We start from the raw sequence: 13,907 nt of genomic DNA, 5'->3' as shown, positions 1-13,907 counted from the left end.
GGGAGACTCAGAGACCCGTCAGCAGGGTCGACACAGCGCCGAGCTGACGCGGCAGTTGTCCACCGCGCGCCGCTTGGTCAGCAGCAGGGTCGTCGACATGGGGAAGAGCCTAGGCGGCTTTCCCGGATCCACGAACTCCGCTTCCCGAATACTGAGACGCACATCCATATAATGAGACCGCCGCCCGACGGGACCCACAGGCCCCGCCGGACGGCGGTCGTCAGGAGGTGCGTGCGCTCAGCGCTTGCGGAAGCTCAGCACCGCCTTGTCGGCCGCGTACCCCGCACTTCCGGCGTACGTCGCCCGCACCTTCCAGGCACCCGGCCCGAGCCGTACCTTGCAGGTCGCGACGCCGTCCTCGATGGTCGCCACGCACAGGGTGCGTCCGCCGCTGCGGAACACCACCTGGCCGGTGGCGCCCGGGGCGACCTTCGCCTTGAGCACGACCTTCGCCCCGCGCACGAGGGACGCCTTGGCGACCTTCGCCTTGAGCCTCGGGTCGGCCTTGGCCGCCGCTGCACCGTCCGCGACCTTCAGCACGAACGAGCGCTGCGACTCCTGGTGCGCCCGGTCGCCGACGTACGACGCCACGACCACGTAGTCGCCCGGCGGCGGCAGGGTCGCAACCGTGCACGACGCCGTGCCGTTGGCGGCCGTCGCCTCGCACAGCACCTCCTCCCCGTTGAGGAAGCGGACCAGGCCGGTGGCCGTGGCGGGGGTGACCTTCGCGGTCAGCGTGGTCTGCTGGCCGAAGGTCACCGACGCGTTGCCCACGGTGATCGCCGTGGCGGCGCGGGTGTCGGCGACCTCGACCACGCGCACGACGCGGGTGGCGATCGCCTGGTTCCCGTTCCTGTCCCCCACCACGTAGGTCAGCGCGTAGCTGCCGGCGGTGTCGGTGTCGACCTCACCGACCACGTCGACCTCGGCGGTCAGGTCGCCGTCGGCCTCGTCGGTCGCGGTCACGCCGGCGAGCTTGTCGAAGGTCTCCCCGAGCTTGACCGTCGTGTCCTCCGGCACCGAGATGGTCGGCGGCTTCACGTCCGTACCGACAGCCGTCGCCCGGAACACCGTGCCGAACTGGCGGATCGAGCCGATCTGCTGCCCGGAAGCGGTGCGGCTCTCGGCCGTCCACGCGTAGACCTCGCCCTCGGCCAGGCCCGCCCACGTGACGGTGGCCGGCCAGCCCGACCTCGCCGTCTGTACGCCGATCGCCTGGTCGGTCGGGGTGACCACCGTCAACCCGTCGGTCGAGAAGGTCGTGCTCCGGCTGGACAGGTCGACCGGGAGGGTCAGGTTGTCCTCGGCGCTGTTGTAGCGCTTGCGGTCGTCGTACTCGGTCGCACCGAAGTTCTTGAAGTGCGGCGAGTAGGTGTCGATGCTGACCTCGGACCGGTCGACGTCGAACTGCAGCAGCCGCAGCCAGCTGGCACCGAACTGCAGCAGGTCCCCGGCCTTGTGGTCGGTGGCACCGTCGCCGTCGAGGTCGATGTTGCCGGCCCCGTCGACCTTCTCGGGCCACAGCTCACCCGCGGACACCTTGTAGAACTGGTAGTCCGCCAGCAGCTCGACGACGTTGTGCTGCACCGTCGCGCCGACACCCGTCTTCAGGTTGGTCCCGACGCCGTGCTCGTGGCCGGCGAGGATCAGGAAGACGTTCGGGTTGGCGCTGACCACCTCGTCGTACAGCTTCGAGCCGTCACCCGAGAAGCTCGCCCCACGGCCGTCCTTGGCCGTCGACGGCGCGAGGTAGGCGTGGGTGAGCAGGATGCCGTTGCGGTCGGGGTAGCGCTCGAACACCGAGCTGGCCCAGTCCGCCTCGGCCTGCGTGACGCCGTACGACAGCCCGACCGCGACGAAGTCGAGGCCACCGGCGGAGAACAGGACGTAGTTGTTCTGGTTGTCCTGGCCCGGCGCGCTGACGGCGCCCTGGCTGTCGGTCGTCTCGTCCCAGGCGTGGTACGACGCACCGCTCGGCCAGGTCTGCGCGGCCGTGTAGTAGCGGTTCGGCCCGTAGTAGCGGTTGAACCGCGAGGTCGGACCCGTCTCGTTGCCGAGCTGGTTGTCGTGGTTGCCCGCGATCACCTGGTTGGGGATGCCCGAGCTGTCGAGCGTGGCCTGGGCACCGGAGGTGAACTCGAACTCGCGGGTGACCTGCTCGTCCAGGCCCGGGTAGAGCAGCTGGCCGGAACCGTTGGTCGCGAGCGGGTTGTTGTAGTCGTTCTCGATGACGTCACCGGTGTGCCCGGCCCAGGCGATCTTGCGCGGCCCGGCCTGCTGGGCGATCCAGTCGGTCGTGGCGCGGTAGGCCTTGGCCCAGATCGCCTGCTCCTCGGCCTTCATCACGTCGGCCGGCTCGGCGACGCCGTCCCAGTCGTCGTACGTGCCACCGGCCGCACCCTCGGCGAGGTACTGCGTGTCGGTGAAGTGCGCGAGCGAGAAGTCGTAGTCGGCCGGGTCCTCGAACCTGTCCTTCGACGCCGCGGCCGTGCCGTCGCGCGGGGCGAGGTCGTCGGCGAACGGGTCGGTGCCGAGCACCAGCAGGTGCACGGTGCCGTCGTCGACGAACGCCGGGCGCAGCACGGCGTTGAGGACGGTGTCGCCGTCGCGTACGCCGCGCGCGGTGGCGAGCTGCACCCATGCGGTGGTCTGGGTGTTCCAGGCCCGCAGCGTGACCGACCGCTCGGGGTCGACGACGCCCTTCCACACGACCTGCTGGCCGGCGACGGCCGGACCGACCTCGACGTCGAAGCGCTGGAACGGCAGGTCGCCGCTCGTGGCGCTGGACTTCGCGTCGCCGTCGTCGGGCACGAGACGGCCGGTGATCGGCTGCTCCTGCTCGTGGTCGAACTCGAGGGTGGTCGGGACCTTCGTCACGACGCCCTGGACGCCACCGTCGGCGACGGTCGCGGTGGCCCTGCGGAAGGTCGTCGTGACGTCGCTGCTGTCGGGGCTGGTCGCGATCGCGGAGAGCTGGACGACGCCCTTGCCCTCACCGGAGCCGGTGCCGCCGCCGGTGGGGATGGTGTCGGACGCGAAGGGGATCTCGAAGGAGACCGGCTTGCCGAACACGTCGACCGCGGTGGCAGTGAGCTTGTGCGGACCGGCCTGCAGGCCGGCGCCGACGTGATCGCCCTCGGCGACGGGCTTGCCGTCGAGCTGGTACGTCCAGCCGGTGGCGTTGTCCTCGTGCGCGATGTCGAGGTCGAGCTCGACGGGCGAGGAGAGGTGGGCGCCGGCCGCGGGCACCGAGCCGGTGAGGCGGACACCGGCGTCCGGGTGCTCGCCGAAGGCGGCGATGTCGAGCGCCTTGATCTCGGTGTCGTTCAGCGCCCGGCCGTAGATGCGGGCGTTGGCGATCTTGCCGGTGGTGTAGAACTGCGCGCCGGCGTTGGTGCCGGAGTCGCCGCCGACGGTCCAGGCCCGGGCGGTGGCGTTGGGCAGGGTCAGCGCACCGGTGGCCGGCGTGGTCGCGGCGAGCACGCCGTCGACGTACAGCTTGATCTCGGTGCCGGTCCACACGCCGACGACGTGGTACCAGCGGCCGGGGCTGATCACCGCACGGGCGGTCTTGTAGCCACCGCCGATGTGGGCCATCAGGCCGACCTTGTCCTCGTTGACGTAGATCGAGTACCCGCCGGCCTCCTTGCCGGAGCAGACCGACGCCTCGGTGCTGGCCGGCAGCGGGCCGTCGTAGCGGAACGTGCACTCGATGCTGACCGCCGAGCTGATCTGGCCCCAGTGCGGGGTGAGCGCGTAGCCGTAGGCGTCGTCACCGGTCAGGGTCACGACGTCGCGGTCCAGCGCGTTGTCGTGCCCGATCGTCGGCGTGCCGAAGGTCTTGACCGCGAGGTCGCGGACCCGGTCCTTGGCGGTGCCGTCGGCGAAGTCGACGTCGAGGACGTCGGCCTGCGGCGTGGGTACGGCGGTGTCCCACTGCGCCGCGAGGGCCTTCACCTCGTCCGCGGTGACCGCGCGGGAGAAGATGCCGGAGGCGGCGAAGGTGCTCGGCGGGGCGGGCTGCCCGATGCCGGTGGGGCCGGCGTCGGCACCGACGATGAAGCGCCGCGACGTGGCCGCCGGGAAGGTCAGCGCACCGGTGGCGGCGGTGGTCTGGGCGAGCTGGCCGTTGACGTACAGCCTGACCTGGCTGCCGTCCCAGGTCGCGACAGCGTGGTACCAGCGGTTGCCCTCGATCGGCGTCAGGGCGCTCTTGTAGCCGCCGCCGATGTGGGCCATGAAGCCGAGGTTGGGGCCGTTGACGTACATCGAGATGCCGCCGGCCTCCTTGTCGGAGCACAGGTCCTTCTCACCGGTCACCGGCATCGCGGTGTCGATGCGGAACACGCACTCGACGCTGACACCGGTCGTGAGCTTGCTCCACTGGTCCTCGAACGGGAAGCCGATCGCGTCGTCGACGCCGTCGACCGTCATGACCGGGCCCTGCTTGGCGTCGCTGCCGAAGGTCGGGGTGCCGTAGGTGATCGGGGCGAGCGACTGGGCGGCGTCCGTGGGTACGCCGCCCGGGAAGGCGACGTCGAGGACGTCGGGGGTCGGTGCTGGTTCGGCGGTCGCCGCGGCCTCCGGCAACAGCGTCGGGGCTGCGGGAGGCGCAGCCTGGCTCGGGGCGGCCAGCAGGCCGCCCGAGGCGGCGGTCACGGCGACCACGGAGGTCGCGAGCAACCGGAGCCTGCGCATGGGTCGTGCGGGCACGACGGGTCTCCTCAGGGGTTGGGGGTGGGGGTTGCCCGTCGTCGGCGCCGGGACACGAGGGTCCCGGCGACGGCGACGAGGAGCACGGCGCCGAGAACACCGCCGATCTGGAGGGCAGCGCTGCTGCCGGTGCTGCTGGTCGTGCTGATCGGGTCGCTGCCGGTCGTGGCGCCGAGGGACCAGTCGTGGGTGGGCGCGTCGGCGCCGTACACCTGGTGCTGGCCGTGGGGCCCGGTCGCGAGGGTGCGGTACGCCGGGTGCAGGTCGGTCAGCGTGCTCACCGTGACGGTGGCGGTCGCCGCCGGCTGCGGGCAGGTGAACACGAGGTCGGCACCGTCGGCGATCAGGTCGCCGGACGCCTCGACGCTGCCGGGGCAGTCCTGGCCTCCGCTGGCCACCTCGACGTGCTCGAGCAGGTAGCTGTGCACTTCCGGCGCCTGCTGGACGAGCGCGGCGTCGCCGTCGTCGTACTCGATGGCGCCGTCGAGCATCACCCGGTCCTCCGGCAGCACGCCGAGGTGGATGCCGAGCAGGGTGAGGTCGTCGGCGGCGCCGACCTTCCAGGTCACGTGGACCAGGGCGGGGTCGGTGGCGTCGGGAGCGACCTCGACGGTCTGCGGGTCGCCGAACGGGTGCGCGGCCGGGCTCATGTCGCAGCCACCAGCTGGCCGACGGCGGCCGTGGTGACCACGCAGCCGATCACCGTGATGCTCGCCGCGGCGAGCATCGGCGCGACCCGGGTCGCAGTCGTGACCAGGGCCCGCGACTCCGCGGCGCGGATCACGACGCTGCGCCCGGCCAGGGCGAGCAGTCCGACCCCGAACAGCACCGTGGCCAGGCCCAGGCCGAAGGTGATGACGAGCAGCAGGGCGAACCCGGAGCGGCCGGTGAAGATGCCGGTCACCAGGACCAGGAAGGCCGCCGGCGACGGCGTCAGGCCGCCGGACATGCCGAGCAGGACCAGGCCGGGGCGACTCGGGCCCTCACCGTGGCCGTGGCCATGCCCGTGGCCGTGGCCATGGCCATGTCCGTGCCCATGTCCGTGGCCGTGCCCGTGACTGCCGCCGCGCAGGTGGCGCCGGAACAACCAGATCCCGACGCCGACGACCATCAGCCCCGCCGCCAGCTGCAGCCCACTGGTCAGCTCCTGCAGCGAGAGCAGGTCCGAGAGCGACAGGAAGGTCCAGGCGACGGCGACGACGAGCACCGACACGGTGTGCATGACGGCGACCGAGGCGCCGAGCCAGGCAGCGTCGCGGACCTTGCCGTCCGCGCCGACGAGGTACGCCGCCGCCAGGCTCTTGCCGTGGCCGGGGCCGAAGGCGTGTGCGGCACCGGCCGCGAAGGCGAGCAGGAACGCCACGGGCACGAAGCCGGGCGCGCCGACGAGGTCGACCAGGCGGTCGTCGAGGGAGGGCACGGGCAGTCATGGTCACCGACCCCGGTGACGTCAACGGCGTTGAACGATGGCCCTGCGGTGTCCCGAAGGTAAAGAGAAGCGGAAACCCCTCACCAAGTTCTCGGCGGGGCGTGGCAGTCAGCGGGTGTGACAGGCGGAGGGCGCCGTCGCGTTCGAGCTGCCCGGTGCCGCCCCCGGCGACATCTCGAGGCGCGCGTCGCCGGTCTGCCCCTTGCCCGTGCGCAGCACGACGTCGACCTTCTGGGTCTGGCCCGGGTCGAGGAGCACGCCGACCGTCGCGACCTGGCGACCGGCGTACGTCGACACGGTCGGGTCTCCCGCGGACTGCCCGTCGATGCGCACCTCGTCGACGCTGCCGCCGACCGGCGCGCTGACGTAGACGACGAGCAGCTGCTGGCCGGGGTCGGTGCGGTTGCCGGGGAAGAACTCGCCGGTGATCGCGTCCGGCAGCTCGTCGGCCAGCGCCGGCGTCGCGTTGGTGAACGTGATGGTGGCGCCGAGCTCCTGGCGCCCCCCCGAGCAGGAGCGGGAGAAGAGCTCGGCCTTCTGCCGCAGGTAGTACTGCATCTTGGTCGGGCCGGCGTCGTTGACGTAGATCCCGACGACCGGCGGGCCGTCGGTGCGGTCGACGAACTCCCCCGCGATCCGCGTGCCGGTGATCTCGGCCTGGGCGTCGTCGTCGAAGAAGTGCATCCGCACCCGGCCCTCCTCGACGCCTTTCACGAGCGCGCGGATCACGTCGACCGAGTCGCCGTGGCCGTCGGAGAAGACGTCGAAGACCGCCTTCGCGACCGCCTCCTGGTAGTCGCTCTGCGCGGCGGTGCCCGGGGTGAGGGCGTAGATCTCGTTCTCGACCCGGCTGACGACGTTCGCGGCGCTCACGGGTGGGTACCCGGCCACGGGCACCTGGCCGACGACGAGAAGCAGGTACGACACCACCACCGGGTCGACGTAGAGGACCCCGTCGAGGCGCTGCCCCTCGACCTGCTGCCAGCGGGCCCGGATCAGGTCGGACGCACGCGGGAAGTCGGGCGTGAGGGTGGCGTCGACACCGGTCGTGCCGAGGATCTCGCCGAACAGCTTCTCCTCCTCCGCGCTGAGCGGGAGGACCGGGGCGCCGGGCGTCGCGCCGAGCTCGGCCGTGTCGACCTGCTTCACGATCTCGACCTTGCCGTCGCGCGCATGGATGAGGGACAGCGAGCCCGGGAGGCCGCCGCTGCTGCGCGACTCGGCGTTGTTCTGGAACACCATCAGGTAGTTGCGGGGACCGTCCTGGCCCAGCATCCGGGGCATCAGCCGGGAGGCGCGGTACGTCGACTGCAGGGTCCCCCGCGCGTCGTCGACGAGCGTGCGCAGGCTGTCGAACGCCGTCCGGATCGGGCCGACGAAGTCGGCGGAGTCGACCTCGCCCAACCGACTGCTGGCGGCGTCGAACGCCTTCTCGCTGCGGGCGGCGGGCTTCTCGAGGGAGGCGATCGTGTCGAGGGGGAAGGTGTGCTCGACCGGCTTGAAGCTGGCGGCGGTCACCTGGTCGGCCGCGTCGGCGACCGGCGTCAGGCCGTCGCGGCCCAGGTCGGCCAGCACCGAGGCGACCGTCGCCACCCCGTCCGCGTCGTCGCCGAGCAGCGGGATCGCGCCGAACACCGACCAGGTCACGCCGTGCGTCGTGTCGTCGGCGGAGTCGGCGGCCTCCTGGTAGGCGTCGAGCGCCGACCGCGCCCCTGCGGCGTCGCCCTGCACCAGCGCATCGCGCATCAGGCGGGCCTGCTCGTCGACCTGCCGGAGGTCCCGGGTCGCTCCGAGCACCACCCACAGCGACCAGCCGACGACGATCGCCACCACGGCACCGACGCCGATCGCGATGGTCCAGCGGGGATGGTCCTGACGGAACCGGCGCACCTGCCGCTGCAGCCGCCGGAAGCCGCGAGACCGGCGCCGACGCCGGATCTCGGGCGACATGCCCGCGAGACTAGCAGCGCGCAATTGGTGAGCATGGCACAGTGACCATCGACCGCCCCGGACGTTGGGTACGGGGGCGGGGACCTAGGATCGGCAATCGGCCGGGTCGGGACGCATGTCACAAGCAAGGGACGGGACTTGGACTTCAAGCAATTTCTGACGGTGCTGGGGCGCCGTTGGATGAGCATCGTTGCGATCATCCTGCTCGCGCTCGGGGTCAGCTCGGCGATCACGTTCACGCGGACGCCGATGTACGAGTCGAAGACGCAGATCTTCCTCACCGTCGACGTGCGTGACACGACCGACGCCTATGCAGCCCTGCTGTTCGCGTCGAACCGTGCGGCGTCGTACGCGACCGTCGTGAAGAGCACCGGGCTCGCGGAGCTGGTCAAGAAGGACCTCAACCTGAAGATGTCCGCCGAGGAGCTCGCTTCCCGGTTCGACGCGGAGGTCGTGGAGAGCACCTCGCTCATCCAGATCAGCTACAAGGACGAGAACCCGCAGGACGCGCGGACCATCGCCGACTACGCGACCGAGAAGTTCACGACGTACGTCGCCGGCCTGGAGACGCCCGGCGAGACCCTCGGCGGCGGGACCAGCTCCGGCAGCCCCGAGGACTCCCAGATCCGCGCCCAGGTCACCGACAAGGCATCGGTCGCCACCCAGGTCAGCCCGAACGTGGTCCTCAACCTCGTCGTCGCCGTCCTCATCGGCATCCTGCTCGGCATCGGTCTCGCGGTGGCCCGGGAGATCCTGGACCGCACCATCCGCACGGCCGACCACGTCGCCGAGCTCACCGAGTCGCCCGTGCTCGCCAGCATCGGCTTCGACGGCGACATCCGTTCGGCGCCGCTGCTCACCGACCTCGGTGGCTTCGCGGCCCGCACCGAGGCGTTCCGCCTGCTGCGCACGAACCTCCAGTTCATCGACCTGGACCACCAGCCGCGCTGCCTGGTGATCAGCAGCGCCGTGCCCGGCGAGGGCAAGACGATGACCTCGACCAACCTCGCGGTCGCCCTCGCCCAGACCGGCCGCAACACGCTGATCATCGACGCCGACCTCCGCCGGCCGCGCGTCGCCAGCACCCTCGGCCTCGACCCGGCGATCGGCCTCACCACGGCCCTCGTCGGCAAGACCGAGATCCACGACGCGATCCAGGTTCACGAGGCCAGCGGCCTGCACGTGCTCGCCTCCGGCGCCAAGCCGCCGAACCCGACCGAGATCCTGCAGTCGAAGATCACCCACGACCTGATCCGCCGCCTGCGGTCGTCGTACGACATGGTGATCATCGACGCCCCGCCGCTGCTCCCCGTCGCCGACGCGTCGGTGCTGGCCAAGCTCGCGGACGGCGTGATCATCGTCGTACGGCACGCGAAGACCACCAAGGACCAGGTCAACGAGGCCATCAACCGCCTCAACCAGGTCGGCGCCCGCCTCTACGGCGTCGTGGTCAACATGGTCGCCAAGCGCGCCATCGGCTCGTATTACTACTACTACTACGAGGAGACCAGCCCGTCTGGTCGCTCGGGCAAGTCCGAGGCCAAGGCGGGATCCGGCTCCGGACGCCGCCGGGCCTGACGCCCACCACCGCACGAACCGAACGAGCCGCCGGGGACCTGGTCCCCGGCGGCTCGTTCGTTCGTTCAGGCGGTGTTCAGCCCTTGCGCACGAACACCATCAGCGTCGGCGCGAGCGCGGGCGGCGTGAGCCGGTCGACCAGCTGCGCGACCCGCCAGGCGGGGGCGTTCGAGCCGAAGTACGTCGGCTCCGACGCGTGACCGTAGACGACCAGCTCGTTGGGCGGCGGGAAGAGCGCGGACAGCGACCGCCGGGTGTTCATGCTGTAGCAGACCGGGAAGACGTCCTCCGCCTTGCGGTCCGGCTGGAGCCGCTTGAGCACGCGGGTGTGCAGGTCGTTGGGGACGGTGCGGGCGCCGACGCCGATGATCCCCCACTTGTTGGGGGTGCGGGCGGCGAGCCAGCCGCCGGGCTTGAGCACGCGCAGCAGCTCGGAGGAGACCTGGACGGCGTCCTCCTCGGCGATGTGCTCGAGGACGTGGTCGGCGACGACGAGGTCGAACTCGGCGTCGCCGAAGGGGATCGTGGCCCCGGGCTCGATCACCTGCGCGGACTTCAGGGTCGGGTTGTCGAGGACGACCGGGTCGACGTCGACGCCGTGCACCTCGGCGACCCGCTCGTGGAAGCCGCGCAGCTTGCGGTGCAGCTCCGGGAACGGCTCGATCGCCCACAGGCCGCGGCCGGCGCCGAAGTCGAGCACCCGGCTGTCGGGGTCGAGCAGCGCGTTGACGCGCGTGTAGAACTCGATGAACCCGTCGTGGCGGGTGTACCCGCCGGCGCGGACCTCCGGGTAGAGCCGGGAGAGCGTCTCGCCCGGGCGGAACGTCGAATCTGCGTTGTTACCGTCGTTCACGGCCACACCTTATTTCCTAGAGGTCCGCGAGCAGGGCGTCCACGGACGCCAGCACTCGCGCTGGGGGGATGGTGACGTCGTCGAGGACGCCCTGGTTCGGGCCGTTCGGCCCGGCAGCGGGCTCGGCGACGAGGTAGCGGTAGTCGGCTCCGACGGCCTGGCAGATCGCCCACAGCCCGAGGTGCACGTACGTCGACGCGAACATCTCGAGCACCCGGACTCCCGGACGGGAGAACGTGAGGTTGGTCAGGGCCGCGCCGTGCGGCGAGACGACGACGTCGGCGCCGTGGAACAGGTCGATCTGCTCCTGGACGCCGTGCTGGCCGGGATCGATGCGGGTGAAGCCGCGCCGCTCCAGCTCGGGCCACAGGGCCGCCTCCTCGACGTACCGCCGGGTGCGGGGGGTCGTGCCGCGGGTGACGTAGAGCCGGCGCGGGGTGTCGGTCGCGCCCGATGCGGGCAGCCGGTCGCGCAGCCACCGGACGGTGGCGGGCGGGGCCTGCAGCGCCCAGTTGGGGTTGCTCGGCACGAGCAGCCGGTCGGCGGAGACCGTGCGGCCGCGCTCGGGCTGGATCAGCCGGGTGGTGACGCCGGCGAGCTCGAGCAGCTGCTTCTGGTACCGCGTCCTGTGCGGTACGACGACCGCGTCGGCCTCCTTGAGCGCCTGCTCTCCCATCGTCTCCTCGAGCACGGCCAGACGGCCGAGGGCGTCGTAGAGGAAGTGGTAGTAGTTCTCGGACGTGCCGCGGGCAGTCAGGCTGAGCACCGTGCCGTCGACGTGCTCGGTCGGGCCGAGCGTCGGGCGCAGGAAGATCGGGTGCTCGCGCCAGTCGAAGACGCCGAAGTAGGTGCTGGTCTCGTGGTCGAGGACCTTGGTCGGCGTGGTGGCGGCGGCGTAGTCGCCGCTCAGCCGGCCGCCGGCGATCTCGAGGGTGAAGGTCGCCGGCACGGTGGTGGCCGGGACCTTCGGAGTCGGGACGGTGGCGGCGTGGATCGCCTCGAACAGCCAGTGCCCCGCGGGCTCGCCGAGCGTGGCCGGACGGACCCAGTTCTCCTCGGGGCTCCCCGGGTGCAGGGTGACGCCGGGCTCCCGCGCGGTCTCGGTCGCGGACGCCGTCGCCCGCCGCGGGACGCCGCGGGCTCCGAGCAGCGGCGAGACCACGCGGAACAGGTGCCCGAGCAGCCGGGTCACCAGCAGGTGCAGGCGCTTGAACAGCGGCCACCACGGGCGTAGCCAGGTCGGGAGGCTCATCGGGGTCCCCGCAGAGTTGTGTGCCGGAGGAGCGAAGCGGGGGAGGTGCAGAACTCTGTGGGGTGGTTCATCGCGCCACCAGCCGTCGGACCACGGCCCACACGGGGCGGAAGCGCACGATCCGGCCGATGATGACCCGCATCCACAGCGGCTTGATGATCCGCTTGACCGCCCGCGAGAGGCGGCCGTCGATCTGCAGCAGGACCAGCTCGAGCTCGGCCTCGGCCTGCTCGTTGAGCGCCACGGCCGGCGGATGGACCAGGGGGAACGGCATCGCCTGCGCCGGCATCGGGTCGCGCGCCGTGTGGGTGTGGGTGGCGTCGGGGCCGAACCCGTCGTTCTCCACGAGGTTGAGCGACGGCGTGATCGACAGGCCGCGCCGCGACATGATCGTCACCCACCAGTGGTGGTCCCAGCCACGGGAGTCGCCGTCGCGGTCCCCCGCCACCTGCGTGAAGTGCCGCAGTGCAGCCTCCGTCGCGAGGGAGTCCGGGTGCGGCAGCACCTCGACCGGGCGGACGGCGTCGGCGGTCCGCGGCGTGTGGCCGACCCGGTCCTCGGCGCCGGCGTGGTCGCGGGGGAAGACCTCCCGGTGGGCGTGCCACCGGTCGACCCAGGTCGCCCAGCCCCACACGCTCGCCCACGTCGTGAACGCGTAGCTCTCGGAGCCGAACATTCCCCGCGGGATGCCCTTGTTGTCGCCGGCGACCTGCCACACCCGCGGCTCGTCGGCGTACCGGTCGAGCAGCTCGACGCAGAAATCGAAGAAGGTGGGGTGCGGGATGCAGTCGTCCTCGAGCACGATCGCCCGGTCGACCTGCGAGAACACCCAGTCCAGGCCGAGCTCGACGTTGGCCTCGAGCCCGATGTTGCGCTCGGCGAACCGGGTGTGGACCCGCCCCGGCCACGGCGCCGAGGTGAGCAGCTCGCGGACCTCCGCGCACCGCGCGGCGTCCTCCGGGTGCGTGGCGCGCGGGCCGTCGACGACGAGGAAGACGTCGGCGGGTCCGGCCGCGATCACCGCCTCCACCGTGCGGCGTACGACGGCCGGCCGGTTGAACGCGACAATGACGACCGGGGTCCCGAGCAGGGCGGCGGACGACTCAGGCACGACGGCTCTTCTCTCCGAGCTGGCTGACGAAGCGGTGGGCAGCGGTGGCGGCCCGGCTGTTGACGGCGGTGCGGGCGGCGTGGCGCAGCCGCGGCGAGCGGAGCACCTGGCGCGCGATCGTGGCCGCCCGTCCCCCGACCCGGTTGAGCACCAGCTCCAGCTCGCGCTCGACCTCGGGGTTCAGCGCGATCCGGTCCGGGTGGTGCAGCGGGAAGGTGATCTCCTCGGCAGCGTTGTCGCGCTTGCCGGGCGCGACGCCGTGGGTCGCGTCGGCCCCCCAGCCGACGTTCTCGACCAGGTTGACGGCCGGCGAGATCGCCAGGCCACCGAAGGTCATCATCGTCAGCCACCAGTGCTTGTCCCAGCCGTGGGTCACGGTGTCGTCGGACGCCGCGGCGTCAGCGAAGTGCTGCTGGCCCGAGCGGGTCACGAGCAGTCCCGGCTGCTGGACGGCCGGCACGGTTCGGACCGGCGCGTCCCCGGACACGTGGTCGCGCGGGAACACCGACCGGTGCCGCTGCCAGCGGTCGGCCCAGGTCGCCCAGCCCCAGACGCTCGCCCAGGCGGTGAACGCGTAGCTGTCGTCGCCGAACAGTCGCCGCGGCACGCCGAGCCCGCTGCCCGACACCTGCCAGACCCGCTCGTCGGCGCGGTGGTGCTCGAGCAGGTCGGCGGCGTACCGGAAGAAGGTGGGACCCGCCTGGCAGTCGTCCTCGAGCACGATCGACGCGTCGACCTGCGAGAAGACCCAGTCCAGGCCGAGCTCGACGTTGGCCTCGAGACCGAGGTTCTCCTCGGCGTACCGGCGGCGCACCTCGCACGGCCAGTCGATGTCCTCGAGCACGGCGCGCACGGCGGCGCACCGCTCCACGTCGTCGGCGTTGCCCGGACGCGGGCCGTCGGCGACGAGGAACAGCTGCGCAGGCTGCGCAGCCCGGATCGCGGCCAGCGTCCCCGAGGTCACCTCGGGTCGGTTGAACGCGATCAGCGTCACGGGGGTGGTCAGCAAGCGGATCCTCGG

10 protein-coding genes are annotated in these 13,907 nt (G+C 71.7%); 1 reads left to right on the top strand and 9 read right to left on the bottom strand.

Going from position 1 to position 13,907, the window contains the following annotated elements:
- Nucleotides 1-18 precede the first annotated feature (18 nt).
- The 5 genes from ACZYRU_RS04300 to ACZYRU_RS04280 all read right to left on the bottom strand — a co-directional run bounded on the left by ACZYRU_RS04300 (nucleotide 19) and on the right by ACZYRU_RS04280 (nucleotide 8,092).
- Complete coding sequence (locus ACZYRU_RS04300; RefSeq protein ID WP_372449664.1) at nucleotides 19-99, bottom strand: putative leader peptide; 81 nt, start codon at nucleotides 97-99, stop codon at nucleotides 19-21.
- A 138-nt stretch (nucleotides 100-237) separates the two neighbouring features.
- On the bottom strand, nucleotides 238-4,713 hold the full coding sequence (locus ACZYRU_RS04295) for a LamG-like jellyroll fold domain-containing protein (RefSeq protein WP_488955838.1): 4,476 nt from the start codon (nucleotides 4,711-4,713) through the stop codon (nucleotides 238-240).
- Nucleotides 4,714-4,724: 11 nt separating this feature from the next.
- Entirely contained in the window at nucleotides 4,725-5,363 is a 639-nt protein-coding gene (locus tag ACZYRU_RS04290; RefSeq protein WP_488955837.1) for a hypothetical protein, read from the bottom strand.
- Nucleotides 5,360-6,133, bottom strand: a complete 774-nt coding sequence (locus tag ACZYRU_RS04285; RefSeq protein ID WP_488955836.1) for a HoxN/HupN/NixA family nickel/cobalt transporter — start codon at nucleotides 6,131-6,133, stop codon at nucleotides 5,360-5,362. The genes ACZYRU_RS04290 and ACZYRU_RS04285 overlap by 4 nt, the downstream gene beginning before the upstream one ends.
- 117 nt (nucleotides 6,134-6,250) lie before the next feature.
- A complete protein-coding gene (locus tag ACZYRU_RS04280; RefSeq protein ID WP_488955835.1) occupies nucleotides 6,251-8,092 on the bottom strand; it encodes a DUF4012 domain-containing protein in 1,842 nt (613 codons plus the stop codon).
- A 138-nt stretch (nucleotides 8,093-8,230) separates the two neighbouring features.
- On the opposite strand from ACZYRU_RS04280, the gene ACZYRU_RS04275 reads away from it, so the two are divergent.
- Nucleotides 8,231-9,670, top strand: coding sequence for a tyrosine-protein kinase domain-containing protein (locus tag ACZYRU_RS04275; RefSeq protein WP_488955834.1), 1,440 nt, complete (start codon nucleotides 8,231-8,233; stop codon nucleotides 9,668-9,670).
- Nucleotides 9,671-9,746: 76 nt separating this feature from the next.
- Here ACZYRU_RS04275 and ACZYRU_RS04270 read toward each other — a convergent pair whose 3' ends face one another.
- From ACZYRU_RS04270 to ACZYRU_RS04255, 4 genes are all read right to left on the bottom strand, one after another.
- On the bottom strand, nucleotides 9,747-10,523 hold the full coding sequence (locus tag ACZYRU_RS04270) for a class I SAM-dependent methyltransferase (RefSeq protein WP_488955833.1): 777 nt from the start codon (nucleotides 10,521-10,523) through the stop codon (nucleotides 9,747-9,749).
- 16 nt (nucleotides 10,524-10,539) lie between these two features.
- Nucleotides 10,540-11,775, bottom strand: coding sequence for a glycosyltransferase family 61 protein (locus tag ACZYRU_RS04265; RefSeq protein ID WP_488955832.1), 1,236 nt, complete (start codon nucleotides 11,773-11,775; stop codon nucleotides 10,540-10,542).
- Between the two features lie 67 nt (nucleotides 11,776-11,842).
- A complete protein-coding gene (locus ACZYRU_RS04260) occupies nucleotides 11,843-12,886 on the bottom strand; it encodes a glycosyltransferase (RefSeq protein WP_488955831.1) in 1,044 nt (347 codons plus the stop codon).
- On the bottom strand, nucleotides 12,879-13,895 hold the full coding sequence (locus ACZYRU_RS04255) for a hypothetical protein (RefSeq protein WP_488955830.1): 1,017 nt from the start codon (nucleotides 13,893-13,895) through the stop codon (nucleotides 12,879-12,881). Before ACZYRU_RS04255 ends, ACZYRU_RS04260 begins: the two co-directional genes overlap by 8 nt.
- Nucleotides 13,896-13,907 lie beyond the last annotated feature (12 nt).

The organism is Nocardioides sp. F233 (assembly GCF_057813895.1).
The sequence above is the reverse complement of the archived record's forward strand: the minus strand, read 5'-3'. Positions and strand labels throughout refer to the sequence as shown.

Excerpts from the sequence above, each read along its gene's own strand:
- ACZYRU_RS04300 (WP_372449664.1), bottom strand. The coding sequence starts at position 99 with ATGTCGACGACCCTGCTGCTGACCAAGCGGCGCGCGGTGGACAACTGC.
- ACZYRU_RS04290 (WP_488955837.1), bottom strand. The coding sequence starts at position 5,363 with ATGAGCCCGGCCGCGCACCCGTTCGGCGACCCGCAGACCGTCGAGGTC.
- ACZYRU_RS04280 (WP_488955835.1), bottom strand. The coding sequence starts at position 8,092 with ATGTCGCCCGAGATCCGGCGTCGGCGCCGGTCTCGCGGCTTCCGGCGG.
- ACZYRU_RS04265 (WP_488955832.1), bottom strand. The coding sequence starts at position 11,775 with ATGAGCCTCCCGACCTGGCTACGCCCGTGGTGGCCGCTGTTCAAGCGC.